At 57.1% G+C, this 24,956-nt stretch carries 19 protein-coding genes and 1 pseudogene; 18 read left to right on the plus strand and 2 right to left on the minus strand.

Annotated elements, in window-relative coordinates; all coding sequences use genetic code 11:
- The first annotated feature begins 360 nt into the window (after window positions 1–360).
- Both AC6I6H_RS10470 and pulA read left to right on the plus strand, forming a co-directional pair.
- Entirely contained in the window at window positions 361–558 is a 198-nt protein-coding gene (locus AC6I6H_RS10470; protein WP_497953710.1) for a DUF2188 domain-containing protein, read from the plus strand.
- Window positions 559–845: 287 nt separating this feature from the next.
- Entirely contained in the window at window positions 846–2,804 is a 1,959-nt protein-coding gene (gene pulA, locus AC6I6H_RS10475) for a type I pullulanase (RefSeq protein WP_497953711.1), read from the plus strand.
- Here the strand turns inward: pulA and AC6I6H_RS10480 are convergent.
- Window positions 2,798–3,724, minus strand: a complete 927-nt coding sequence (locus tag AC6I6H_RS10480; RefSeq protein ID WP_497953712.1) for a LysR family transcriptional regulator — start codon at window positions 3,722–3,724, stop codon at window positions 2,798–2,800. The genes pulA and AC6I6H_RS10480 overlap by 7 nt on opposite strands.
- 165 nt (window positions 3,725–3,889) lie before the next feature.
- On the opposite strand from AC6I6H_RS10480, the gene AC6I6H_RS10485 reads away from it, so the two are divergent.
- From AC6I6H_RS10485 to AC6I6H_RS10560, 16 genes and pseudogenes are all read left to right on the plus strand, one after another.
- Window positions 3,890–4,819, plus strand: a complete 930-nt coding sequence (locus AC6I6H_RS10485; RefSeq protein ID WP_497953713.1) for a collagen-like protein — start codon at window positions 3,890–3,892, stop codon at window positions 4,817–4,819.
- Between the two features lie 335 nt (window positions 4,820–5,154).
- A complete protein-coding gene (gene leuC / locus AC6I6H_RS10490) occupies window positions 5,155–6,558 on the plus strand; it encodes a 3-isopropylmalate dehydratase large subunit (RefSeq protein ID WP_497953714.1) in 1,404 nt (467 codons plus the stop codon).
- Window positions 6,559–6,573: 15 nt separating this feature from the next.
- Window positions 6,574–7,161: a 3-isopropylmalate dehydratase small subunit gene (gene leuD, locus AC6I6H_RS10495; protein WP_497953715.1), complete on the plus strand. Its 588-nt coding sequence runs from the start codon at window positions 6,574–6,576 to the stop codon at window positions 7,159–7,161.
- Window positions 7,162–7,378: 217 nt separating this feature from the next.
- Window positions 7,379–8,920, plus strand: a complete 1,542-nt coding sequence (locus AC6I6H_RS10500) for an N-acetylmuramoyl-L-alanine amidase family protein (protein WP_497953716.1) — start codon at window positions 7,379–7,381, stop codon at window positions 8,918–8,920.
- A 39-nt stretch (window positions 8,921–8,959) separates the two neighbouring features.
- Window positions 8,960–10,786 carry an S-layer homology domain-containing protein gene (locus AC6I6H_RS10505; RefSeq protein WP_497953717.1) on the plus strand — a complete coding sequence of 609 codons (1,827 nt, stop codon included), beginning with the start codon at window positions 8,960–8,962 and terminating at the stop codon, window positions 10,784–10,786.
- A 229-nt stretch (window positions 10,787–11,015) separates the two neighbouring features.
- Window positions 11,016–11,747 carry an endonuclease III gene (gene nth, locus AC6I6H_RS10510; RefSeq protein ID WP_497953718.1) on the plus strand — a complete coding sequence of 244 codons (732 nt, stop codon included), beginning with the start codon at window positions 11,016–11,018 and terminating at the stop codon, window positions 11,745–11,747.
- Window positions 11,748–11,766: 19 nt separating this feature from the next.
- Window positions 11,767–12,051 (plus strand): NAD/NADP transhydrogenase alpha subunit, encoded by a 285-nt coding sequence (locus AC6I6H_RS10515; protein ID WP_497953719.1) that lies wholly within the window; start codon window positions 11,767–11,769, stop codon window positions 12,049–12,051.
- 349 nt (window positions 12,052–12,400) lie between these two features.
- Window positions 12,401–13,095 (plus strand): annotated as a pseudogene (locus AC6I6H_RS10520) (ABC transporter ATP-binding protein); the annotation flags it as partial.
- A 216-nt stretch (window positions 13,096–13,311) separates the two neighbouring features.
- Window positions 13,312–14,058, plus strand: a complete 747-nt coding sequence (locus AC6I6H_RS10525) for an ABC transporter ATP-binding protein (RefSeq protein ID WP_497953789.1) — start codon at window positions 13,312–13,314, stop codon at window positions 14,056–14,058.
- Window positions 14,055–15,929: an ABC transporter ATP-binding protein gene (locus AC6I6H_RS10530; protein ID WP_497953720.1), complete on the plus strand. Its 1,875-nt coding sequence runs from the start codon at window positions 14,055–14,057 to the stop codon at window positions 15,927–15,929. Before AC6I6H_RS10525 ends, AC6I6H_RS10530 begins: the two co-directional genes overlap by 4 nt.
- Window positions 15,930–16,138: 209 nt before the next feature.
- Entirely contained in the window at window positions 16,139–16,975 is an 837-nt protein-coding gene (locus tag AC6I6H_RS10535) for a GDSL-type esterase/lipase family protein (RefSeq protein ID WP_497953721.1), read from the plus strand.
- A 38-nt stretch (window positions 16,976–17,013) separates the two neighbouring features.
- Window positions 17,014–17,973, plus strand: coding sequence for an ABC transporter ATP-binding protein (locus AC6I6H_RS10540; RefSeq protein ID WP_497953722.1), 960 nt, complete (start codon window positions 17,014–17,016; stop codon window positions 17,971–17,973).
- On the plus strand, window positions 17,966–18,955 hold the full coding sequence (locus tag AC6I6H_RS10545; protein ID WP_497953723.1) for a DUF2705 family protein: 990 nt from the start codon (window positions 17,966–17,968) through the stop codon (window positions 18,953–18,955). Before AC6I6H_RS10540 ends, AC6I6H_RS10545 begins: the two co-directional genes overlap by 8 nt.
- 60 nt (window positions 18,956–19,015) lie before the next feature.
- Window positions 19,016–20,992: a DNA topoisomerase IV subunit B gene (gene parE, locus AC6I6H_RS10550; RefSeq protein WP_497953724.1), complete on the plus strand. Its 1,977-nt coding sequence runs from the start codon at window positions 19,016–19,018 to the stop codon at window positions 20,990–20,992.
- A gap of 20 nt (window positions 20,993–21,012) precedes the next feature.
- Window positions 21,013–23,466, plus strand: coding sequence for a DNA gyrase subunit A (gyrA, locus tag AC6I6H_RS10555; protein ID WP_497953725.1), 2,454 nt, complete (start codon window positions 21,013–21,015; stop codon window positions 23,464–23,466).
- A 339-nt stretch (window positions 23,467–23,805) separates the two neighbouring features.
- Complete coding sequence (locus AC6I6H_RS10560) at window positions 23,806–24,210, plus strand: MarR family winged helix-turn-helix transcriptional regulator (RefSeq protein WP_497953726.1); 405 nt, start codon at window positions 23,806–23,808, stop codon at window positions 24,208–24,210.
- Between the two features lie 40 nt (window positions 24,211–24,250).
- Here AC6I6H_RS10560 and AC6I6H_RS10565 read toward each other — a convergent pair whose 3' ends face one another.
- Complete coding sequence (locus tag AC6I6H_RS10565) at window positions 24,251–24,955, minus strand: RluA family pseudouridine synthase (RefSeq protein ID WP_497953727.1); 705 nt, start codon at window positions 24,953–24,955, stop codon at window positions 24,251–24,253.
- Between the last annotated feature and the right edge of the window lies 1 nt (window position 24,956).

Consider the following 24,956-nt stretch of genomic DNA (forward strand, 5'->3'; position numbering starts at 1 on the left):
CGCCAAGCAACGGAAGAACCTGTGCAACCTGCGCAGGTTCTTTTGATTTGCGTGTAAGCGGAAGAATGGACGCTACAAAGGGAATAGTGCAATTACCCCAGAAGCTCATAGCTGGAGATGGTGGCGTCTGATGAGCGTCGATGTTCGTATATCCCTGGAGTTGGTGCAGTGCGGAAGCATCATAATTCGTACATTGCCGGATATTGGCCGCGTCCGTCGAGCGTCGAACTTCGCATAGCAGTAAATCCCTACGGGCAAGCATGCAGGGCTCTTTGATTGGCAAAAGCCGAAACGGGTAAAAAGAAAGAGGAGCAAGTTTACCATTATATCAAAATGATGCTTGCAGAGGAGGGATTCCGAATGCCTTGGAACAAGAACGATTATCCCGATTCCTTGAAGAACTTTACGGCCCCGATCCGGAATAAGGCCATTGAAATTGCCAATGCCTTGCTGGATGACGGGTATGAAGAGAGCCGTGCGATCTCGATTGCGACCGCCAAAGCGAAAGAATGGGGCGAGGATCGGGACAAACAAATCCGCAAGAAAAACGCCGATTGAGTCATCGGCCGAGAACAAAAGCAGTTCATGCCTTGCATGGGCTGCTTTTTTTGTTTTCTTTATGATAAAGTGGCCTGGATGAAAAAGCTCGCTCATGAATAAACTATATGGAATGACTTTTTTCACACTTGGTTATGCTGATAAGAAATGAAAGTTTGGAAATTTACAAAAAGGTACTGGAAAAGTGTAAAATACATCACCGTTTGAAGCGTTTATGCCGATTATAGTAATAAAGAGAGCGGAAAACCGCTCTTTGGAAAAGCAAATCATACGGAGTGTGGACCTATATGGCTGTGCAGCAAAATGAAACGGGGCGGGTCCATTACGGGGATCCTGCGGTAACCGACGGCATTTCGGTATTTTCGCCGGCCTTCGACCGGTTTTTCGCTTATGAAGGAATGGATTTGGGGGTCACCTACGGGAAGGAACAAACGTTTTTCCGGCTTTGGGCTCCGACTGCCTCGGAAGCTCGGCTTTTGCTGTCACGGCGTTGGGATGCGGAAACGGAACTGGAGCTTCCCATGCAGAAAAGCGAACAGGGAACTTGGACATCCACCGTTAGGCATGATTTAAAAGACTGGTTTTATTTGTACAAGGTGAAGATCGGCGACCAGTGGAATACTGCTGTCGATCCATATGCTAAAGCGGTTGCGGTAAATGGCTGCAAGGGGGCCATCGTCGACTTTGCGGAAACCGATCCGGCGGGCTGGAGTCGGGCGGAGCGAGTCCCGGGTTCCGATTCGCCTGTCGATGCGGTGATTTATGAGCTTCACGTTCGTGACCTTTCGGTACACCCGGACAGCGGCATTCGGAACCAAGGCAAGTATCTTGGTCTTTGCGAAGCAGGGACGCGGGGCCGCAATGGAATCTACACGGGTCTGGATCATATCGCCGGGCTTGGCGTTACGCACATCCAGCTGCTGCCCGTCAGTGACTACAGTGAAATTAGCGTGGACGAAACACGTCCGTGGGCGCAATACAACTGGGGCTACGACCCCTGCCATTACAACGCGCCGGAAGGCTCTTACGCTACCGATCCGTACGAACCGGCAGTTCGCATCCGCGAACTGAAACGGACGATACAGGCCATTCACGAGCGTGGGATGAAAGTGATCATGGACGTGGTGTACAACCATGTTTATGACGGGTATCGCATTCACTTCAGCAAGCTGGTGCCCGGCTATTATTTGCGCTATCGGGACGACGGCACGCTTTCGGACGGTTCCTTTTGCGGGAATGAAACCGCCTCAGAGCGAAAAATGATGCGGAAATTCATGACGGATTCTATTTTGCATTGGGTGAAAGAGTACCAGGTGGACGGCTTCCGGTTCGATTTGATGGGCTTGCACGACATTGAAACCATGAGGGAGATTCGCCGCCGATTGGATATGATCGATCCGTCACTGTTAATGATCGGCGAAGGCTGGTCGATGGAATGCGGACTTCCGCCTGAGGAGCGGGCCAACCAGACGCATGCGGTCCGCCTGCCCGGCATCGGCCAATTCAGCGACTCGCTGCGCAATGGCATCAAGGGGAATCCTTTTGACGCGGGAGACAGCGGATTTATCGGCGGAAACGCCCGATTGGCGGACGATATCCGTAAAGGGGTGGCGGGCGGTATCTTTTACAACGACCGGCTGCATTCCTTCGCCGCCGAGCCGGTGCAATCCGTCAATTACGCGGAATGCCACGACAATCATACGCTGTGGGACCGGCTGAAGCTGACGCGCCCGTATGAGGAGGAAAGCCGGCTGAGCAGCAGGCACCGGCTGGCCGCAGCGATCCTCATGACCAGCCAGGGGATTCCTTTTTTGCATGCGGGGCAGGAATTTATGCGGACTAAACAAGGCGTGGAGAACAGCTACCGCTCTCCGGACGAGATCAATTGGCTGGATTGGAACCGGTGCTCCGAGCGGCAGGACGATGTGCATTACATGCGCGAGCTGATCAAGCTCCGCCGCGCCCATCCGGCGTTCCGGCTGAAAACCGCAGCGGAAATTCGTTCGCATTTGTCATTTGAGGAAGCCCCCGACGATTGCCTGGCTTTTGCACTTCGCAACCACGCGGGAGGCGATTCGGTTCGTCACTTGTATGTTCTGTATCGGACGGACGACGGAATCCGGGAATCCCGGCTGCCGGAGCTGGGCGAGTGGCGCATCCGCTTTGGCGAGGAGCATGTCCGGGAGCTGGAGAATGGACGGCTGGTTTCGGCCGGAATCGGCATGGTGGTGCTGGCGGTTTACTGACTTTCCTTTCCTAGAAAAGGATTTCCCTGACTGAGCACCGTTTCGAATACAACCGAAATAAAGGCCTCGACCGCCTTCGAGAGATACCGGCCCTTGCGGTAGGCAATCACCAGGGTGCGGTGAGGCCTTCCTTTCAAGGTGAGGTAAACGGGTGTAAAAGGAATCGAGGTATCCCGGGCGAACATGGAAGGCAAAAAGCCGATTCCCATGCCGGCTGCGACAAGCGACTGGACTGTTTCGATATTGGTGCTTTCGAAAACGATATTGGGCTCGAATCCGGCCTGGCGGCACAGGCCCATGCTGATGTCCCGGAAAGCCTGTCCCAGCTTGAGCACGATAAAAGGCTCGTCGCGCAGCTCTGCGATATCGATTTCCCGCTTGCCTTCCGACGCCGCCAGCCGATGGTCCCGGGGAACCGCCAGCCACAGCTCTTCATTAAGCAGGGGCATGTACTCGAGCGACGGCTCCGTCACCGGCAGCGTCAAAATACTGATATCCGTTTCACCCCGGATGGCCAGCTTTTCCAGTCCTGCCGTCCGTTCCTCGATCAGGGAAAGCTCGATGTCCGGATAGCGCTGCCGGAAGACCGGAAGGACCAGCGGCAAAATATGAGACCCGGTAATGGGAAGGCAGCCGACAATTAGGCGGCCTTTTTTCATTTGGGAGATGTCCTCCATTTCGCGGACCAGCTGGTTCACGTGATCCAGAATAAACTGCGCTTTTTCTACAAAAACGCTTCCGGCATGTGTCAGTTCGACCGAATTGGTGCTGCGCTGAAAGAGAAGCACCCCGATTTCCTTTTCCAGCTTGGACAGCTGCTGGCTCAAAGACGGTTGGGCGATGTGCAATTTTTCGGCCGCGCGGGAGAAATTTTTTTCGGCCGCGATTCGGACGGCGTATTGTAGCTGGCGGAGTTCCATAACTGCTGCACCTTCCTGACGGTATTGGTCTGTTTTTACATCAATTTAAAAATGGACTTTACAAAACAGGCGGCAGACACCCAAAAGACATCGGGTGGACAAATGTCCAATCCTCCGCAAGTAACCAACATAGGATGTGGTAACTTTTTGTTGGAGGCGACGCTTATGGATGAGAACCCGAAGGGGACAAAAAAGCGAAAATGTAAGAAACTCAAAAAATTTAAATCCTGCAAGGTCGTACAAGTCAAGCCGAAAGTGGTTGTCAATGCGCCGCAGGGTCCTCAGGGTCCTCAAGGCTTCCAAGGGCTCCAGGGCTTCCCGGGTCCCCAGGGACCGCAAGGGATACCCGGAAATGACGGGCCTCCCGGACCGCAGGGGATTGCCGGTCCGATCGGGCCGATAGGTCCTGCGGGTGCGGCAGGGGCTACCGGAGCGACAGGGGCAACCGGTGCGCCCGGACCGGCAGGAGGCGCAACCGGCGCCACCGGAGCGGCGGGCGCAGACGGAGCCACGGGCGCCGCAGGCGCGGCAGGAGCAACCGGAGCCACGGGCGCCACCGGGGCTGCGGGCATCGCAGGCGCGGCAGGCGCAACCGGAGCTACGGGTGCAACCGGAGCTGCGGGCATCGCAGGCGCAGCAGGCGCAACCGGAGCTACGGGTGCAACCGGTTCGACTGGCGCGACCGGGGCGGGGATTACCGATTATTTAAGTGTTTACCGGTTTGACCCGGGCACCGGAACAGATACCATTCCGGGAAACACAGCTGTTGCTTACAACGGTGTGTTTGCCAACGTAGGAGGAGCGTTTACGTTTACTCCGCCATCGGGAATTATTGCAATCAACGAAATCGGCACCTATCTGATCAACTTTGTCGTTCATAACCAAGGGAGTGCGGATTTCAACCTGACGGTTAACGCCGTTCCGATTACGCCGGTGCCTTTTACCGGAAATGGCGGTGGGCCCACCTCCGCGGAGGCTATTATCGCAATAGGAGCGGTTCCCGCAACGGTGCTGCTTGTGAACGCAAATGCAACCCCGGCGCAACTGCACAATCTTACCAATACAACCCTGACGATATTGAAGTTGACCACCTGATTTACACGGATACGGCTTCCTCCTACAGAAAGTCGTTAACCGGGCGAGAATAACGAAGGGAATAGCCCGTTACGCTAAGCGGCTTGGAGAAGGGCGATGCGGTACGGAACTTGCGCCGCGCCGCCGCTCTCCAAGCCCGGTCATGGGCGGATTGCAATCCGCTGAGAGGTGTACATACTCCGGTTTTGCCGTTTTGCCCGCCATCGGTTCTGTCAACGTTCCCCTTATAGGAAACGATTATTAACATTATAGACATTATATCTTAGACCAATGAAGATACAAATGGTAATCTACTAGCAAAGCATAAAGTCAATATCTTCACGAGGTGAGCGGGCTTGGCTAAAACATTGTACGAGAAAATTTGGGATAATCACGTGATTTATCAAGAAGCGGGCAAACCGAGCATTTTGTACATCGATCTGCACCTGGTGCATGAAGTAACATCGCCGCAGGCTTTTGAAGGCCTTCGGCTGGCCGGCCGCAAGGTGCGCCGTCCGGACCTGACGTTTGCGACCATGGACCACAACGTTCCGACGAAGGACCGTTACAACATCAAAGACCCCATTTCTCTGCAGCAAATCCGGACGCTGGAGAAAAACTGCGCCGACTTCGGCGTTACGCTGTTCGGGCTCGACAGCATCGATCAAGGCGTCGTCCACGTTATGGGGCCCGAGCTGGGGCTTACCCATCCCGGCAAGACAATTGTTTGCGGCGACAGCCACACGGCGACGCACGGCGCCTTTGGCGCGCTGGCGTTCGGCATCGGGACAAGCGAAGTGGAGCATGTCATGGCCACCCAGTGCTTGCAGCAGGCCAAATCGAAAACGCTGGAGGTTCGCGTCAAGGGCAGTCTGCCGCCGGGCGTTACTGCCAAAGACCTGATTCTCGGCATCATCGCCAAGTACGGAACGGATTTCGGCACCGGCTATGTCATTGAATATACGGGCGAAGCGATTCGGGCGCTGACCATGGAAGAACGGATGACGGTCTGCAACATGTCCATCGAGGCGGGCGCTCGGGCAGGACTTATCGCGCCGGACGAAACAACGTTCGAATATCTCCGCGGCCGTCAGTACGTTCCGCAGGGAGCGGACTTCGACGCGGCGGTTGAAGCCTGGAAAACATACGTGACGGATGAAGGGGCCGAATATGACCTGACGGTCGATTTTGACGCCTCTACGCTGGTTCCGCAGGTTACGTGGGGAACCAGCCCGGGCATGGGAACAGGTGTCGACGCGCTGGTTCCCGACCCGCAGAGCTTTGCTACCGAAAACGAGCGGAAAGCCGCCGAAAAGGCGCTGGAATACATGGATCTGAAGCCGGGAACCCCCATGAAGGAGCTTCAGCTGGATGTCGTCTTTATCGGCTCCTGCACGAACGGCCGGATTGAAGACCTGAGGGCCGCAGCGGCTGTCGCCAAAGGTTACAAGGTCGCTCCTTCGGTCAATGCCATCGTGGTGCCGGGCTCGGGCCGCGTAAAGCAGCAGGCCGAAGCGGAAGGGCTCGACCGGGTCTTCACCGAAGCCGGCTTTGAGTGGCGGGACGCAGGCTGCAGCATGTGCCTGGCCATGAACCCCGACGTGCTGAGCCCCGGACAGCGCTGCGCTTCGACCTCGAACCGCAACTTCGAAGGCCGTCAGGGACGGGGAGGGCGCACGCATCTGGTGTCGCCGGAAATGGCTGCGGCCGCCGCGGTTACCGGGCGCTTCGTCGACGTTCGCGAGTGGCAGTATCAATAAGAGAGGGGTCTCATCATGGAATCGTTTAAAACGCATACCGGCCTGGCCGTTCCCGTCGATCGGGTAAATGTGGACACGGATGCCATTATTCCCAAGCAGTTTTTGAAACGGATCGAACGAACCGGCTTCGGCCAGTTTCTCTTCTACGAATGGCGTTGGGATGAAGGGGGACAGGTCATTCCGGAATTTCCGCTGAACCAGAAACGCTACGAAGGCGCCTCGGTCCTTCTCAGCCGGGCGAATTTCGGCTGCGGCTCCTCCCGCGAGCATGCTCCGTGGGCGATCATGGATTATGGCTTTAAAGTCGTCATTGCGCCTTCGTTTGCCGATATCTTTTACAACAACTGCTTCAAAAACGGCATTTTGCCGATCCGGCTGACGGAAGAGCAGGTGGACGACCTGTTCCGCCGCACCCGGGAAACGGAAGGCTACCGCCTGACGGTCGACCTGGAGAACAAGCTGATTACCGATGAGGCGGGACTCCGGCTGTCCTTCGACCTGGATGAACACCGCCGGCAGTTTTTGCTCCTGGGCCTGGACGACATCGGCCTGACGCTGCAGCATGAGGACGCCATTGCGGCTTACGAGGCTGCCCGCCGGTAAGTCATATTCTGCATCCGTTGGACCCGCTTGCCGGTCTAACAGCGAACCAAGCCTGCCCCGCCCCTTTGGCGGAGCAGGCTTTTTTTGGCTGCCCGGAAAGGAAAATGAAGGCTTTTGTCGAAAGCGTTAACCAGACACAATCGGCGGAACTTCGCAACTTTTTCCCAGGATTTGCGTCTATTTTGAGAAGGTTACATATCCCATTTCGAGGTGGAAGATGAAAAAGCTCGCTTGGTGTCTGGTCCTGATGCTTCTTTTTGTCGCGATGCTTCCCCAGAAAAGCCACGCCGCCACACCGGATGTTTCGCTCGTGCTGAACGGAGTGGAGCTGAAGCCTGAAGTCCCGGCGCAAAAAATCGACGGGTACGTCATGGTTCCGCTAAAGGTGGTATCGGAGAATTTCGGCGCGGAGGTTACCTACAGCGCGCCCGAGAAAAAGATTACCGTCGTCAACGGATCGGACGTCATCGAGCTGTTTATCAACCGGAAGCAGGCTATGGTCAATGCCAAGCCGGTTGTTCTGGACACCGAGCCGGTTTCCGTTGCCGGACGGGCGCTGGTGCCCGTTCGCTTTGTCGCCAATCAGATGGGCATCGGCGTCAAGTGGTTTGCCGCCACGCAGACGGTGGAGCTGAGCGGCAAAGCGGAAGCGCCCGCACCGACGGTTAAGCCGTCTCCGGCGGCTACGGCCAAGCCGGCGCCGACCGTCAAGCCGACGGCCAAACCGACGGCAAGCAGCACGGCGCTGCCGGGCCCCACAGCGACGCCGACAGCCGCGACACCGGAGCCGGGAACGGGAGGCGTACAGCCGCTTCCGGACACCTCGCCGGACGCCGGAAACGGTACGCCGGAACCGAATGCAAGCGCTCCGGCGGAAGAACAGCCGCTGCCCGAGTTAACGGGCATCCGTCTGGACGGGGGCAAGCTGACGGTTACGGCCGATGCTTCGATCCGGCCGAAGGTTCAGTATGTATCCAACCCCGCGCCGGATCGTCTGATCATTGACATCCCCGGCGCCCGTTTCGGTTCGTTTGTGGCCAAGCCCGCTCCCGAGGCGTCGCTTGCCGCCAATCATCCGCTGATTTCCAAAGTGCGGTATTCGCTTTACGACCCGAAGAGCGGCACCGTCCGCATTGTCATCGACCTGAAAGGCAAAGCGGGAAGCCGGATTTTATCGGACGGCACGAACGGGACCTTCTCTCTGGAAGTGACGGAAGCCAAGTTCAAGGTGCTGATTGACGCCGGACACGGCGGCATCAAAGCCGGCGCGGTGTCCGCATCCGGAAAGCTGGAGAAGGACTTTACGCTCGCGGTGGCGCTGAAGGTCGAAGCGATCCTGAAGCAGCAAAAAGGGATCGAGGTTTACATGACGCGCACCGACGACAGCCATGTGGAGAACGGAGACCGGGCCACGATGGCAAACGATATGGATGCGGACGCCTTTGTATCCATTCACGGCAACAGCCTGAACGCGGTGAGCAAAGGAACCGAAACGTACTATTACAACGCCTTCAGCAAAACGCTGGCGGAGGTTATGCACAAGCATCTGGTCGCGGCTACGGGCTTTGTCGACCGGAAGGTGAAAACGAACGATTATCTCGTGATCAAGAAAACGGATATGCCCGGCGTGCTTCTCGAAGTCGGCTTCCTGAGCAATCCTTCCGAAGAAGCGTTGATGTACGCGGATGATTTTCAGCAAAAGGTGGCCCAGGCGATCGCCGACGGCCTTATCGAGTATTTCACTCTGCCGCAATCCTGACAAGCTTCGCGGCAACCCTATGATTCAGGAGGAGAAGAGATGAACCGTTTTTCGACTGTAACCGCCAAGGCCGCTTTGTCCTTGGTTCTTTTATCGGGCAGCATGCTGGCTCCCGCAGTGATTTCCGCCGAGGATTTGCAGGCGGGGTCTCCCGTGAACTGGACGCTTCGCTCCGTTCTTTCGTTTCCGGACGTAAAACCGACGCATTGGGCGGCGAAGGAAATTGAGAAAATGTCGCTCCTCGGCATCATTTCCGGCGATAACGGCATGTTTTTGCCAGCCAAGGAGGTTTCGCACCAAGACGTGCTGCTGATGGCCGTGCTGAGCATGGGCCTGCGCGAAGCGGCCGAAAGCGAACCGACCGAGGAAATTGTCTTCTCCTTCGGCGTTTCGAATTATGCCAAGTCCTACGTCAAAATTGCCCTGGAAAAAGGCCTGATCAGCCTTTCGGAGATTCCGGACGGAGACGGCGCATGGGGCACCGCGGGAGCTAGCCGGGAGTGGATCGCCCAGGTAGTTGTACGCATGGCGGGCAAAGCCGAAGAAGCGGAGCAAAAAGCCTTTGCGCCGACGGCTTTCCGGGATGGGGATACCATCGCGCCGGATAAAGTGGGCTATGTCAACGAAGCGGCCGACCTGAAAATTCTAAGCGGCTTTGAAGACGGCACGTTCCGTCCGCAGAAGACGGTCACCCGCGCGGAAGCCGCACTTATGCTCAGTCGGGGCGCCGATTATTTGGCGGTGCAGCCCGGAAAACCCGTTACCGGAACGGTACTTTCCAACCAGTCGGGCATTCTGAAAATCATGACGGAAACCGGCGATTCCTTTGAAGGAACGCTTTCGGCCGATACCGTTGCTTACCGCGGCAGCGTTAAGGTAGGAGGCTCGACTCTTTTGCCGGGGAACCTGCTGAAATTGATTCTGTCCGAAAACGGAACCGTGTATTTCGCGGATGTTTTGCAGGAGCAAGGGCCGATTGTCACGTCGGGCGAAGGCGTCATCGCTTCGATTTCGCAAACGGACAAAACGGTATCCTTTACAACCGCATCCGGTACCGTAACCTATGGCTTGACGGAAAAAGCGCTGGCTCCGCTGCAAAATGCCCAGGCCGGCGACAAAGTGCGGTATGAAGCTTACGGAACAAACCTGGTTTCCGCAGCGGTCGTTCCGGTAATCAAAGGCAAGCTGGTTACGACCGGCGCGGAAGGAACCAATAAATATTTGACGATGGTGAACAGCAAAACCGGCAAGCTGGAATCCTACTACCTGGCCAAAAATCTGGTGGTGACCAGTCCGGTAAAGGGGAATGCGGTACTTGCCGATTTGTTCAAGGACGATCAGCTGGCGGTTGAACTGGACGCAAACGGCGACGCCGTCCGCGTCGACGTCGTATTCAGTTCCATTACGACAACCCGCTTGGCTACCGTTCTCGCGCTGGAAGGCAAAAACATGATGGTGACCCTGCCGGACGGAACGGTCGCCGCCTATCAGCTGGACGACAAAACCGTGATGATCGACTCCTCCAAAAAAGAAACGACGCTGCTTCCGGCAATGTATACCGTCTTCTCGAAGGGGCAGCGGGTCGACCTCATGACGGCGGGCAACAAAATTCTGAAAATCAATCTGTCCTCCGGCTTTGCCTACGGCGGAACGATCACGGACATCAACTTCTATTCGGGCAGCATGACGCTTGCGCTGCAGGATAACACATCGATGACGTTTATCGCTTCCGGTGCGAACGTGCTGGACGCGGCCGGCAACAAAATCCGCCTGGATCAGCTGACCGTCGGAGCCAGAGTGGAAGCGACGTTCAGCGCTACGCTGAACGGCCAAAACTACTTGAGCCAAATCAAGCTGGTGCCCTGACACCGTCTGGCCTGACGGTAGGCATTATCCATAACGATCGGATGTACTTCTTTGCAGGGGTTAAGAACCGGACGGCGCGCCCGTCCGGTCTTTTTTTCATATTAAACCGGCCGGTTTCGAAAAAAATTCGAAATTCCTTTCCCCCAGCCATTGATTATTCCAGGGTGTTTCGCTAGACTGGACTTTAATTGGTGTTCTCCGGAGGTTTCGAGGAGGTGCAGGCAGCCGGGTGAATGAGAAGAAAATCCGCCGGATACTCGACACGATGGGCGACTTGTTTCCCGAAGCGCATTGCGAGCTCCATCACGCCAACCCGTTCGAGCTGCTGATTGCGGTTATGTTATCCGCCCAGGCGACGGACGAATCGGTGAACCGGCTGACGGCCACGCTGTTCCGCAAGTACAAGAAGCCAGAAGATTATACGGCTGTGCCGCTTCCGGAGCTGGAGCAGGACATTCGGACGATCGGATTGTTCCGCAACAAGGCCAAGAACATTCAAGCCATGTGCCGGATACTTCTGGAGGAATATGAAGGCCGCGTGCCGGAAACGCATGAAGCTCTGGTCGCGCTTCCCGGTGTCGGCCGCAAGACGGCGAACGTGGTCGTATCCAATGCTTTCGGCATTCCGGCCATCGCGGTCGATACGCATGTCGAGCGGGTATCCAAGCGATTGGGGCTCGCGAAAGAGGACGACTCGGTGCTGGCCGTCGAGAAGAAGCTGATGGCCGTCGTTCCCGAAGAGGAATGGACGCTTTCCCATCACAGACTGATTTTTTTCGGAAGGTATCACTGCAAAGCTCAAAATCCCAAATGCGATGTCTGTCCCTTGTTCGATATTTGTCCCTATGGCAAGAAACGAATGAAGGTCGCGGGTATGAAGCAGCCGAAAAAAAGGAAAGCTGTTACCGGGCGGTCCATAGCAGGACAGCAAGAAGGTAAACTAGAGAACAAGCAATTATGACAAAGGATGGGATTTTGAGATGAAATGCATTGCTGTGTACACGAAAAACTTTGAACAGTTCTCCGACATCTATGAGAAGGTCATGAACACCCCGCTTGCTGACAACGAAGAGAAGGAAGTCGAAGGCGTCATGATCAGTGAATCCGGTCAAGTGCCGGAAAACTACCTTAACCGGATGAAGGCGAAGCCGGAAGTGGTTGTTATGAAGGTGAAAGGACAGCCGATCACCATTTTGCAGCACGGCGATGTATTTGAAATTCTGGTGCCCGAACAGGAAACCGCGGAAGCTGCGGTTCTGCAATAAAATCTCCGCAAAACGCCCGGTAAGGGCGTTTTTTCTGCGATTCGCAAACCCGGAGCATTATGCCGGTCCTTCGGACCAATTGAGATGATTTAAAAGGAAACCGCCGATTACAGGCGGTTTTTTGCCGTTTAACCCGATATGGGGCGATTTTCGCTTCTTGCCTCCAATTGCCGTACGTGCACCGGGATGGTACGATTCAGAAAGTCTTCAAGGGATGCGAGGGAGGGAAGGAAACGGCATGAATGTTTTCAGGCAGCTCAAGGAGTTCTATTGGCATGAGAAAAAGCTGCTGTTCGCCTCGATCATCAGCATGGTTTTCGTAACGGCGCTCGGACTTGTGTTTCCGAACATGCTCCGCTATTTGGTGGACGAGGTCATCGCCAAGGAACAGTATGAGCAGGTTCCTTATTTGGCGCTCGGGGTAGTCGGCGTCATCGCGGTCAAAGGGTTGTTTCAGTTTTTGACCGGCTTTACGGGAGGAAGGCTGGGCAACCGGGTGGCGTTTAACATGCGCAACGCCTTATACGGCCGGCTCCAGGAGTTTTCTTTCCAGTATTACGACAAAGCTCGGACGGGAGACTCATGTCCCGGCTGACCGCCGATCTGGAAGCCATTCGGCATTTCATCGGCTTCGGTTTCGCGCAATTTTTGAACGTCTTTTTTATGATCCTGTTCGGATCGGTCATGATGGCTACACTGAATTGGAAGCTCACGCTGCTGACCATGGTGACCATGCCGATTCTGGCGTACACCGCTTTAAAATTTGAAAAGCGCATACATCCGGCCTACCGGCGGGTTCGGCATTCGATGAGCAGCCTGACCACGGCCGCGCAGGAAAACATCACGGGCGTCCGGACGGTAAAGTCGTTTGCGCGGGAGCCCTACGAGGTGGACAAATTCGCCGTACGGAGCGAGGAGTACAAAGAGAGCAATCTCGCGGCTTCCGGGCTTTGGGCTCGTTTTTTTCCGGTCATGGAGCTGTTTGCGAACCTGGCGGTTGTGCTTCTGCTCGGCGTCGGCGGGTATTTCGTGATCGGAGGCGACCTGCTTCCCGGCGAGCTGATCGCTTTTTTCAGCCTGATCTGGTACATCGTCGGGCCGCTTTGGGGCATTGGGTATCACATCAATAACTATACGCAGTCGAAAGCCGCCGGAGAGCGCGTTTTGGAGCTGATTCACCAGTACATTCACGTCAAGGACAAGGAGCAGCCGAGGTCTCTTGTACCCGAGCAAGTAAAAGGACATGTCCGTTATGAAAATGTGACCTTTGCTTATCCCGACAAGCAGCCGGCTCTGACCGGCTTTACCCTTGACGCGGCTCCCGGCAAAGTCATCGGTCTGCTTGGCGGGACGGGGGCGGGAAAATCGACGGTGGTGAATTTGCTGATGCGCGCCTACAACGTGAAGGAAGGACGCATCCTGCTTGACGGAACGGATATCCGCGACCTGAAGCTTGCGGAACTGCGGAGCCAAATCGCATTTGTTTTCCAGGAAACGTTTTTGTTCTCTTCATCCATTCGCAACAACATTTCCTACGGCAACCGGAGCGCTTCGATGGAAGAGATCGTCCAAGCGGCCAAGCTGGCAAAAGCGCATGAGTTTATCATGGAGCTGCCCGAGGGCTACGATACGGTTGTCGGCGAACGGGGAATGGGCTTGTCCGGAGGGCAAAAGCAGCGGATCGCCATCGCGCGGGCGCTTCTGAGGAACCCGAAAATACTGATCCTCGACGATGCCACCAGCGCGGTCGACATGGAGACGGAGCAGGAAATCCAGGCCGGCTTCAAGGAGGTTATGGCGGGCCGCACCACCTTTATTATCGCGCACCGGATTTCGTCGCTGCGTCACGCCGATGAAATTATCGTGCTGGATCAAGGAAAAACCGTACAGAGAGGGACGCATCCGGAGCTTCTGCGGGTGCCGGGCCCGTACCGCCAGACCTATGACATTCAATACGCGGACGCTCCCGCAGCCGGGAACGAGCCGGAAAGGAGCGCAGCCCGATGACGCAAACCGACTTTCATACGCTGAAGGGCCAGCAGCAGCCTTCCAAGCAAAAGCCGTCCCGGGAACAGCCCAAACAGGACCGGTTTGTCTATCAGGACGACGACGCAATCGAAAGACCGTTCAACTGGGAAATGATCGCCCGGCTCGGCAAGTACATGCGGCCATACCTCCGGAAAATGCTTCCGGTTATCCTGATCTCCGTTATCCTTGTCACGCTATCCAAGCTGGCGATTCCGCTCGTCATCAGCGAAGCCATCGACGGCCCGATCATGGACGGCGATTCCCGCATGCTGCTTGTCCTGATGGCGGCCATGGCCGGTCTTTACGTCGTGCAGTGGCTGGCCGGAAACTACCGCATCCGCGCCACGAATGAAATCGGCCAGCGGGTCATTTACGACCTGCGGGACGATTTGTTCCGGCACATCCAGTCGCTGTCGTTCCGCTTTTTTGACAAGCGTCCGGCGGGCTCCGTTCTGGTCCGGGTGACAAACGACGTCAACTCGCTCCAGGAGCTGCTGACCAACGGCGCGATCAACGTGCTGATCGACTGCGTTCAGCTGCTGGGGATCGTCGTCATCCTGATGTTCCTCAATGTGAAGCTGGCGCTCGCCGTTATTGTGACGGTCCCGATCATGTTTTTTGTCTCCACCAAGCTGCGCAAAATGATCCGGATGGCCTGGCAGGACGTGCGGATCAAAAACTCCCGGATCAATTCCCACTTGAATGAAAGCATTCAGGGGATGCGGGTGACGCAGGCGTTTACGCAGGAAACGGAAAACATGCAGTACTTCGACGAAATGAACCGGGTCAACCGGAAATCTTGGGACCGCGCCTCGGCGATGAACCAGACGTTCGGGCCGATTATCGAAATAACCGGCGGCATCGGGTACTGTATTTTATTCTGGTACGGCGCGCACCTGATCCAGGCGGATTCCGCGCTGACCATCGGCATTCTCTTTGCCATCTTTACGTATATGGGCAACTTCTGGGAGCCGATCAACCGCCTGGGGCAGATGTACTCCCAGCTGCTGGTGGCGATGGCGTCAGCGGAGCGAATTTTCGAATACATCGACGAAAAGCCTTCGGTCGAGGAAAAACCGGACGCCAAAAAGCTGCCCTCCATTCAAGGCAAGCTTGATTTCGAAGACGTTGTCTTCGAATATGAGCCGGGACGGACCGCGCTGCACCGCTTCAGCCTTCAGGTGGCGCCCGGCGAATCCATCGCGCTGGTCGGACACACCGGCTCGGGCAAAAGCACGATCATCAACCTGCTTTGCCGGTTCTACGATCCGGTGGGCGGCCGGATTCTCGTGGACGGCCATGATATCCGGGACATCACCGTGCAAAGCCTGCGTTCGCAAATCGGCATCGTGCTACAGGACACGTTCATCTTTTCGGGCACGATCCGGGACAACATCCGGTTCGGCCGGTTGAATGCAACGGACGCGGAAGTGGAGGAAGCGGCCAAGGCGGTGCTGGCCCACGAGTTCATCACGAGCCTTCCGGACGGGTATGAGACGGAGGTGCAGGAGCGCGGCAACATCCTTTCGATGGGCCAGCGGCAGCTGCTTTCCTTCGCCCGGGCGCTTCTCGCCGACCCCCGTATTCTGATCCTGGACGAAGCGACGGCAAGCATCGATACCGACACGGAGCTGAAAATCCAGACGGCCCTGAAGACCCTGCTGAAGGGCCGGACGTCCTTCATCATCGCGCATCGGCTGTCCACCATCCGGCATGCCGACAAAATCATCGTGCTCGACCACGGCCATATGAAGGAAGCCGGCAATCATGACGATCTGATGGGCAAAAAGGGCATTTATCACGGTTTGATCGAGGCCCAGTACCGCTTTTTGACGGAAGCGGCCGGGTAAACCGGCCTTTGTGAATTCGCCGGAAACGAATCCGGCCGAAACCGGACCTCCGCCTTTCCCGTATACGGAAAGACGGAGGTTTTGCTATTTTTTGCACACCGGAAGGCCGAAGCGCTCGGGGGCCTTGGTTGCAAAAAACGCACCAAAGTTTTACTCTAGGAGAAGTTGCTTTGAAAAGACATGCAGATCGACGGGGAGGAAGGCCCATCATGATCTCGACCCGATGGCTGTGGAGACTTGCGGGAACGGCCGCGCTGCTCTCGGCTTTGCTGCTCACGGCCGGATTTGTTTACGCGGTCCGTTCCGTTCTGGATACGGGGGGACGCGACCAGCCTGCGCCTTTGCCTGCGCCTTCGGCGCCCGCCGCCGCCCGGATGGAAGAAGGCCTTCGTATTCTGGCGGTCGGCGACTCGCTTACCCGCGGGGTCGGAGACTCCAAGGGCGACGGGTACGCCGAGCGCGTCAGGAAAGGGCTGGAGGAACGGGAGAAGGAAGACGTTTTCCTGTGGAACCTGGCGATTTCCGGAGCGAAGACGCCCGACCTGCTGGGGAAACTGAACGAAGGAAACGGCCGGATGCTCTCGTACGCCAAAGAAGCGGACATTATTCTGTATACCATCGGCGGAAACGATTTGTTCCAGATCGGCGTGGGCGATGAAAACGCGGTCGCCGGAGACGCCGGCTTCCGCATCGATTATCCGGCTCTGGAAGCGCAGCTTCCCGAAGCGCTGAACCGGATGGAGGAAATCATGCGCCTTTTGTCCGGCGCCAATCCGGACGCCCGGGTTGTCTATGTGATGTTTTATCATCCTTTTCTGGATTACGATACGGAACGGGCGGGCTCGCTGTTTATTCAGGAATGGCAGAACCGCGCGATCGCGGCCGCCGGGCGGCTGCCGAACGTGACCGTCGTGCCGACCTTTGATTTGTTCGACCAGGTGCCGGTTACGCTGCTTGCCGGCGACCATTTCCACCCGAACGCGGAAGGGTATGAGAAAATCGCCGCACGGGTGCTGGAGCTGCTGGACCGTCCGGTGTCATCCTGACGGCTAGCGGGAACGATGTGCGAGAAGGAGAGAAAACCATGACCGAAGTGCTTTCCGTGCGCGGCCTGAAGAAAAAAATACGCGGCAAATGGATCATCAAAGGCGTCTCCTTTTCCATCCGGGAAGGGGAGGTATTCGGTTTTCTCGGCCCGAACGGCGCGGGAAAAACGACCACCATCCGCATGCTGGTCGGGCTGATTCGCGCGACGGAAGGGGAAATTACGGTTTGCGGGATTCCGCTCGGAAAGAATCCGGAGGCCGCCATGCGGAATATCGGCTGCATTGTGGAAAACCCCGAATTGTACAGCTATATGAGCGGATGGGAGAACCTGGAGCATTTCGCCCGGATGTTTCCCGATGTGAGCGGCGACCGGATCCGCGAAGTCGTGAGCATCGTCGGCATGGACAAGCGCATTCACGACAAGGTGAAAACCTACTCGCTCGGCATGCGCCAGCGGCTGGGCATTGCCCAGGCTCTTCTCGGGCGGCCGAAGCTGCTTATTCTCGACGAGCCGACCAACGGGCTTGATCCCCAGGGAATCAAAGAAATGCGGGAATTTATCCGGGAGCTGGCGGCGGGCGGGCTGAGCGTATTCGTGTCCAGCCACTTGCTCAGCGAAATCCAGCAGATGTGCGACCGGGTCGCCATTATCAGCCACGGAGAGGCCATCGCCGTCGGACAGGTGGACGAGCTGCTCGGCGAAACCGAGAAACGCATCGTTTGGCAGGTGCAGCCGGCGGAGCGCGCGCTTCCGGTGCTGGCTCCGTATGGCGGAGGCCAAGCGGAGCAAAGCGCCGATGCCGGCGCGGGCGGGCAAGGTGAGGCAGTATCGGCGCAGGAAGGTGCGGAGATCGCGGTGAAAATCGCGCCCGAGCTCGTTCCGGAGCTGAACCGCCGGCTGGTGGAGAACGGAGTCGAAGTCTTTTCGATTACGGTCAAAAATCCGACGCTGGAAGAGCTGTTCCTGCGGCTGACGGAGGGTGAAACAATTGGTTAGCTTGTACCCGCTGGTGCAAAACGAAACGATCAAGATGCTGCGCAAACGCCGGTTTCAGGTCGTCATCCTTATCGTGGCGGCCCTGATACCGATTTTTGTATACGCCCAGGTCAAAATTACCGAGAATAACCGGGAACGGTACGGGAACACGGACTGGCGCATCCAGGCGGAAAAACGCATCTCGGATATGACCAACACCCTCGGCAACAACATCCCCGAGGAGTGGAAGGTCTACCGCCAGGTCGAGATTCAGCGGCTGCAGTACGCCCTGGACAAAAACGTCGATCCGCAGTCTCCGAATTCCGTCACGTTTGCCAGTACGTTTATGCAAAACGCCGTTTCCTTGTTCCTTCCGCTCCTTGTCGCGGTGATCGCATCGGATATCGTTTCCTCGGAGCAATCGACCGGAACGATCAAGCTCCTCTTGACACGACCCGTGAGAAGATGGAAAATTCTCATGAGCAAATGGATCGCGCTGGTGCTCTTTTCTTCGCTTATCGTTATGTGCACCGCTTTGCTGGCTTATCTGATCTCCGGGGCCGCTTTCGGCTATGGAGGCTGGACCGCGCCGGTGCTAACGGGCTTTCAGGTAAACGGTGACGTGCTGGATACGTCCGGCGTCTATATGATCGACCAGTGGCAGTTTCTGCTGATGGAGCTGGGACTGGCCTGGTTCTCCTGTCTGGTCGTCGCGACGCTCTCCCTCATGATTTCCGTTCTGGTCCGCAGCACGGCGGCAGGGATGGGCATCATGCTGGCCGTTCTCATCGCGGGCGTCATTTTGACCAATATGGTATCGACCTGGGAAAGCGCGAAATACTTGTTTATGATCAACCTGAACACCCTTTCGTATTTGACCGCTTCCATCCCGCCTGTGCCGGGGCTGACGCTCGGTTTTTCGCTGGTTGTGCTTGCCGTCTGGGCGCTCGGCGCGCTGGCGCTGTCGTTCGGCGTCTTTACGCGCAGGGATATGTTGGGGTAAAATAGAACGAGGGGAACAAATGTTCTTGAAATTGCTGATTTTGAATGTGGAGGTTTAACATTGGCCGAACAGGTAGACATGTTTGAAAAAGCTTCGGTTGCGGCAAATAACGGCTACGGAGCGGACGATATTCAGGTGCTGGAAGGTTTGGTCGCGGTCCGCAAACGGCCTGGCATGTATATAGGGAGCACAAGCACGTCCGGTTTGCACCATCTGGTTTGGGAAATTGTCGACAACGCCGTCGACGAGCATCTGGCCGGTCATTGCAGCGAAATCGACGTGGTGATCCGCGCCGACCAATCCATTACGGTGACGGACAACGGCCGCGGCATTCCGACCGGCATGCACAAAACCGGCATTCCGACGCCGCAGGTCGTTTTTACGATGCTTCACGCCGGCGGCAAATTCGGCGGCGGAGGCTACAAGAAATCCGGCGGGCTTCACGGCGTCGGCGCCTCCGTAACGAACGCCCTTTCGGAATGGCTGACCGCGGAAATTTTCCAGGACGGCAAAATTCACCGGATGCGCTTCGAATACTGGGTGGACGAGAACGGCAAGGAGCATGTCGGGGAACCGGTCACGGGTCTGGAGGCCGTCGGGACGACCCGCAAGACGGGCACCCGCGTTTCCTTCAAACCGGACAAGCGGGTTTTCCAGGGCGGCATTTCCGTCAACTACGACACGCTGGCGGAACGGCTGCAGGAGATCGCCTTCTTGAACTCGGGTCTGAAGGTGACGATCAAGGACGAACGCACCGGCAAGGAAGAAACCTACCTGTACGAAGGCGGAGCCAGCCAGTTCGTCCAGTTCCTGAACGAAGAGAAAACGGTTTTGCACGATGTCATTCACTTTTACGCCGAGAAGGAAGAAATCGAGGTGGAAGTGGCGCTTCAGTTTAACGACGGATACACGGAAACGCTGGCGTCCTTCGTCAACTCGATTCCAACCCGGGGCGGCGGGACGCACGAAACCGGCTTCAAGACGGCGTTTACCCGAGTGATGAATGAATACGCCCGGAAAACCGGCATCCTGAAGGAAAAGGACAAAAACCTCGACGGCACGGACTTGCGCGAAGGATTGATGGCGGTCATCAACATCAAGATGGGCGAAGTGGAATTTGTCGGACAGACGAAGGATCAGCTGGGCAGCTCCTCGGCCAGAAGCGCCGTGGATGCCGTTGTTGCCGAGAAAATGGCGGTGTTTCTGGAGGAGAATCCGTCTGTCGGACAAAGTCTGCTGAAGAAGGCGGTCCAGTCCGCCAAAGCGCGCGAAGCGGCGCGCAAGGCAAGAGACGAGGTGCGCAGCGGCAAGAAGGGCAAGAGCGAAAGCTCCAACCTGAACGGCAAGCTGACGCCCGCGCAGTCGAAGGATTACATGAACAATGAGCTGTTTATTGTCGAAGGCGATTCGGCCGGCGGCTCGGCCAAGCAGGGCCGCGATTCGAAGCATCAGGCGATTCTGCCGCTCAAAGGCAAGCCGATGAACCCGGAGAAAGCGAAGCTGCTCGATATCCTGAAGAACGACGAATACAAAACGATCATTTCCGCCATTGGCGCAGGGATCGGACCCGAATTCGATTACACGGAAAGCAGCTTCGGCAAGATCATCATCATGACGGACGCCGATACCGACGGCGCGCACATCCAGGTGCTGCTGCTTACCTTCTTCTATCGCTACATGAAGCCGCTGATGGATGCGGGGATGGTGTTCCTCGCGCAGCCGCCGTTGTACAAAGTCACCAAAAAGGGCGGACGAAATCCCGTATCCCGGTACGTTTTCTCGGATGAAGAATTGCAGGCGGTTATCAAGGAGCTGGGCCGGAACGTAGAGCTGCAGCGTTACAAGGGCCTGGGGGAAATGAACCCCGAGCAGCTGTGGGAAACGACGATGAATCCCGAAACGCGGAAGCTGTATCAGGTGCAGGTCGAAGACGCCGCGAAAGCGGAGCGGAGGGTGACCACCCTGATGGGCGACAAGGTCGATCCGCGTAAACGCTGGATTATCGAAAACGTCGACTTTGCCGAGTATGAAGAATAACGTAGGGAGCTAACAAACGGATGGGAATTCTGGAACAATTTTTGCCGGCTTTTCTGGAGGATGTCGTCAGCGACCGTTTTGGACGATATTCCAAATACATTATTCAGGACCGCGCCATACCCGATGTCCGGGACGGACTGAAGCCGGTGCAGCGGCGGATCCTGTATTCCATGTACGAAGCGGGGAACACCCCCGATAAACCATACCGCAAGTCTGCCAAAACCGTGGGCGATGTCATGGGGAACTACCATCCTCACGGCGACTCGTCGATTTACGAGGGCATGGTGCGGATGGCGCAGCCCTGGAAAATGGGCCATGTGCTGATCGACGGCCACGGCAACTGGGGTTCGATGGACGACGACCCGGCGGCCGCGATGCGGTATACCGAGGCGCGGCTATCGCCGATCGCCATGGAGCTCCTGCGCGACATTGACAAGCGTACGGTGGAGTTCAAGGACAACTTCGACAACACGGCCAAAGAGCCGGTGGTTTTACCGTCGCGTTTTCCGAATCTTCTCGTGAACGGGGTAAGCGGCATTTCCGCCGGCTTTGCCACGGAGATTCCGCCCCACAACCTGAACGAGATCGTCGACGCCTGTATCCGGCTGATGGAAGACTCCGAGCTTTCTCTGGAGGAAATAATGAAGACCGTTGCCGGTCCCGACTTTCCGACAGGCGGCATCATCATGGGCGGCGAAGGCATTCGGGATGCATTCCGAACCGGCAAAGGCCGCATTTACCTTCGCTCCCGTACGGCGATCGAAGACCTGCGCGGCGGAAAGCAGCAGATTGTCATTACGGAAATTCCGTATCAGGTCGTCAAAAGCCGGCTGGTCACCGCCATGGAAAACATCCGGCTGGAGAAGAAGGTCGAAGGGATCGCGGAAGTCCGCGACGAGAGCGGACGTAATGGTCTCCGCATCGTCATCGAGCTGAAGAAGGATGCCGACGCCAACGGCATTCTCGCTTATTTGCTGAAGAAAACCGACCTGCAGGTGACCTATAACTACAACATGGTGTCCATCGTGGACCGAGCTCCGAGACAGCTGGGCATTCGCGAAATGCTGCTGGCTTATATCGAGCACCAGAAGGAAGTCGTTACCCGGCGCAGCGAATTTGAGCTGGAAAAGGCCGAGGACCGCGCCCACGTTCTGGAAGGTCTCGTTAAAGCGCTCAATATTCTGGACGAAATCATCGCGGAGATCAAAGCCTCCAAAAACCGGCAGGACGCCCAGCGCAACCTGGTGGAGCGGTTCGGCTTCTCGGAGAGGCAGGCGGATGCGATCCTGACCCTGCAGCTGTACCGGCTGACGAATCTTGAAATCACCTCGCTGGAAAAGGAACTGAAGGAGACGCAGCGGGTGATCGCCTACCTGCGCGGCATCCTGTCGAGCACGCCGAAGCTGCTGAAGGTGATCAAGGACGAAATGTCCGAGATCCGCGACAAGTACGGCATTCCGCGTCGCTCCGAGATTCAGGGCGAAGTCGAGGAGATCAAGGTAAACCTTGAGGTGCTAGTTCCTTCCGAGGAAGTGCTGGTGGCGCTCTCCAACCAAGGATATATCAAGCGCACGAGCAAGCTTTCCTACACCCGTTCGGGGAGCGATTTGGCTTCCGTCGGCACGAAGGAAGGGGACTACCTCCGGCATTTATTTGAGGTCAACACGATCGAAAACCTCTTGATCATTACGCGCAAAGGCATTTCTTTTGTGCTTCCGGTGCATCAGATTCCCGAGTACAAATGGAAAGAGAACGGAACGGCCATCGTCAACGTCATTCCTCTCGCCAAGGACGACCGCGTGATCGCCGTCCTGCCCGTCAAGGATTTTGAAGCGGCGGACCGCTCGCTCCTGTTTGTCACCCGCAAGGGACAGGTGAAGCGGACCGAGCTGAAGGAATACCACACCAGCCGTTCGGGCGGCATCGTCGCCTGCAAAGTGGGCGACGGAGACGAAGTGATCCGGGTGATCGAAAGCGGCGGCGGGGAAGATTTGATGCTGGTGACCAAGCAGGGCGCCAGTATCCGCTTCAAGGAAGACGAAGTCAGCATGATGGGCCGGGCCGCCGCCGGCGTTCGCGGCATCTCGCTCAAAGAGGGAGACGAGGTGGCCGCCGCGCTGCGGTTCTCCGGAGACGAAGGCGAAATTCTTGTGCTGACCGACCTGGGGTACGGCAAGCGTTCCCTGCTTTGCGATTATCCCCTTCAGGGACGCGGCGGCAAGGGAATCGCAACGTTCGAATTCAAGGAAGGCAAACGCATCAAGCCGAACGGGAACGCGGTGCTAGCGGCATTTGTGGTGCGCGAGCCGGTAAACCTGCAATTGGTTTCCGACAACGGCCGCAAAGTCACGCTGGATTCGGAGCGTGTCCCGCTGGAAGAACGGAAATCGACCGGGCGCTCTCTTGCGCCGACCGATAAAGGCGAAACCCTGCTGGAAGCATTCCCGGAGCCTGTCGTAACGACGGCAGGCTAAGAAACGAAGCTGTCCGGCAGTTGAAGCCGTCCGGTGATTGCCGCCGGACGGCTTCCGTGTAATCGGGCTTCGCTCCGCTTTCCCGTTGCGCTTAATGACCGGCCTTGCTTGTAAAGCCATTCGTCGTTTCGCCAGCGTACGACAAGCCGTCGCATCCCGGCGAACGCTGCCGGATGCCGTCCTTTTGACGATCGGTATCGATTAATGTAGTAAAGTATTAAGCGGATTAAGCTTCCGCCTTCGGTCAGCCGATGCTATAATGGGGACAAGCAAACGGGGACCGGGCGGGTATGACCGCGCCGGATGCCGAGGAAATGTATGTTTTGTGGAGGGATGACCGTGTATTCCGACGATTTCATAAAGCTGTGGCATAAGCTGTCCAAGGACATGAAATCCCATATGGAGGCCGAATTGACGCCTGCCCTGACGGAGGGCCAGCTTCAGGTTCTCGAGCTGCTGGCCGGCGACAAAAGGATGAAGCCGTCCGACTTCCTGGAATACCTGGAAACAACCCCGGCGGCCGTGACCACGCTGCTCGACCGGATGGAGCGGGGCGGACTCGTCGTGCGCGAGCGCGATGAGAAGGACCGCCGTGTCGTTTGGGTGAGCGCCACCGAGAAAGGGAAGACGGAATGCGAACGAGGCGTCGGAATCCGCCAGTCGTTCGTCGATTCCCACTTGGGCCGCATCTCCTATCACAACCAGCAGCTGCTGGTGTATTTGCTTGGCAAAGTCGCCAATTGAAACAGCCGTCCGGCTTGCCGCCGGACGGCTGTTTTTGGTTCTATTCGGCCGGGAGCGCCCATAAGCTCCAAGGGTGCTCCGGCGGAGGGGTGGAACGGAAGACAAGCCGTTCCTTCCGCGTCGGATGCGCAAAGGCCACTTCGTGCGACCACAAGGCGAGCTGCTGGCCCGGCTTGTTCACCCCGGCCCCGTACTTCTGGTCCCCGTAGAGGGGGCAGCCGATTGATGCGAACTGCACCCGGATTTGATGGGAGCGGCCCGTATGCAGCGTTACCAGCGCAAGCGAAAGCCCGTCGGCCTGGCCGAGAATCCGGTAATCGAGCACCGCTTCCTTGGCGCCCTCCGTACCGGGGCGGACGGTGCTGACCGTATTGGTGCGCGGGTCCTTCAAGAGATGATGGCGCAGCCGGTCCTCGCTTTTGGCCGGCGCTCCGCGCAGCACGGCGAGATAGGCTTTGCCGAAGGAGCGGGTGCGCACCTCGTCGGAAAGCCGGGAAGCGGCTTTCGAGGTTTTGGCGAACACCATGGCACCGCCGACCGGCCGGTCCAGCCGGTGCACCAGGCCGAGAAAGACATTGCCGGGTTTGCCGTGCCGCACCTTGAGGTCTTCCTTCAAGGTGGTGAGCAGGTCCAGGTCGCCGGTCGCGTCTTCCTGCGTCGGCATATTGACCGGCTTGACCGCAATCAGTACGTGATTGTCTTCATATAGAAGCGGGATTTCCCCCCGCGAACGTTCCGGCGCCATC

The sequence above is a fragment of the Gorillibacterium sp. sgz306347 genome (genome assembly GCF_059735245.1).

Excerpts from the sequence above, each read along its gene's own strand:
- AC6I6H_RS10470 (WP_497953710.1), top strand. The coding sequence starts at position 361 with ATGCCTTGGAACAAGAACGATTATCCCGATTCCTTGAAGAACTTTACG.
- pulA (WP_497953711.1), top strand. The coding sequence starts at position 846 with ATGGCTGTGCAGCAAAATGAAACGGGGCGGGTCCATTACGGGGATCCT.
- AC6I6H_RS10480 (WP_497953712.1), bottom strand. The coding sequence starts at position 3,724 with ATGGAACTCCGCCAGCTACAATACGCCGTCCGAATCGCGGCCGAAAAA.
- AC6I6H_RS10485 (WP_497953713.1), top strand. The coding sequence starts at position 3,890 with ATGGATGAGAACCCGAAGGGGACAAAAAAGCGAAAATGTAAGAAACTC.
- leuD (WP_497953715.1), top strand. The coding sequence starts at position 6,574 with ATGGAATCGTTTAAAACGCATACCGGCCTGGCCGTTCCCGTCGATCGG.
- AC6I6H_RS10500 (WP_497953716.1), top strand. The coding sequence starts at position 7,379 with ATGAAAAAGCTCGCTTGGTGTCTGGTCCTGATGCTTCTTTTTGTCGCG.
- AC6I6H_RS10505 (WP_497953717.1), top strand. The coding sequence starts at position 8,960 with ATGAACCGTTTTTCGACTGTAACCGCCAAGGCCGCTTTGTCCTTGGTT.
- AC6I6H_RS10515 (WP_497953719.1), top strand. The coding sequence starts at position 11,767 with ATGAAATGCATTGCTGTGTACACGAAAAACTTTGAACAGTTCTCCGAC.
- AC6I6H_RS10530 (WP_497953720.1), top strand. The coding sequence starts at position 14,055 with ATGACGCAAACCGACTTTCATACGCTGAAGGGCCAGCAGCAGCCTTCC.
- AC6I6H_RS10535 (WP_497953721.1), top strand. The coding sequence starts at position 16,139 with ATGATCTCGACCCGATGGCTGTGGAGACTTGCGGGAACGGCCGCGCTG.
- AC6I6H_RS10540 (WP_497953722.1), top strand. The coding sequence starts at position 17,014 with ATGACCGAAGTGCTTTCCGTGCGCGGCCTGAAGAAAAAAATACGCGGC.
- gyrA (WP_497953725.1), top strand. The coding sequence starts at position 21,013 with ATGGGAATTCTGGAACAATTTTTGCCGGCTTTTCTGGAGGATGTCGTC.
- AC6I6H_RS10565 (WP_497953727.1), bottom strand. The coding sequence starts at position 24,955 with ATGGCGCCGGAACGTTCGCGGGGGGAAATCCCGCTTCTATATGAAGAC.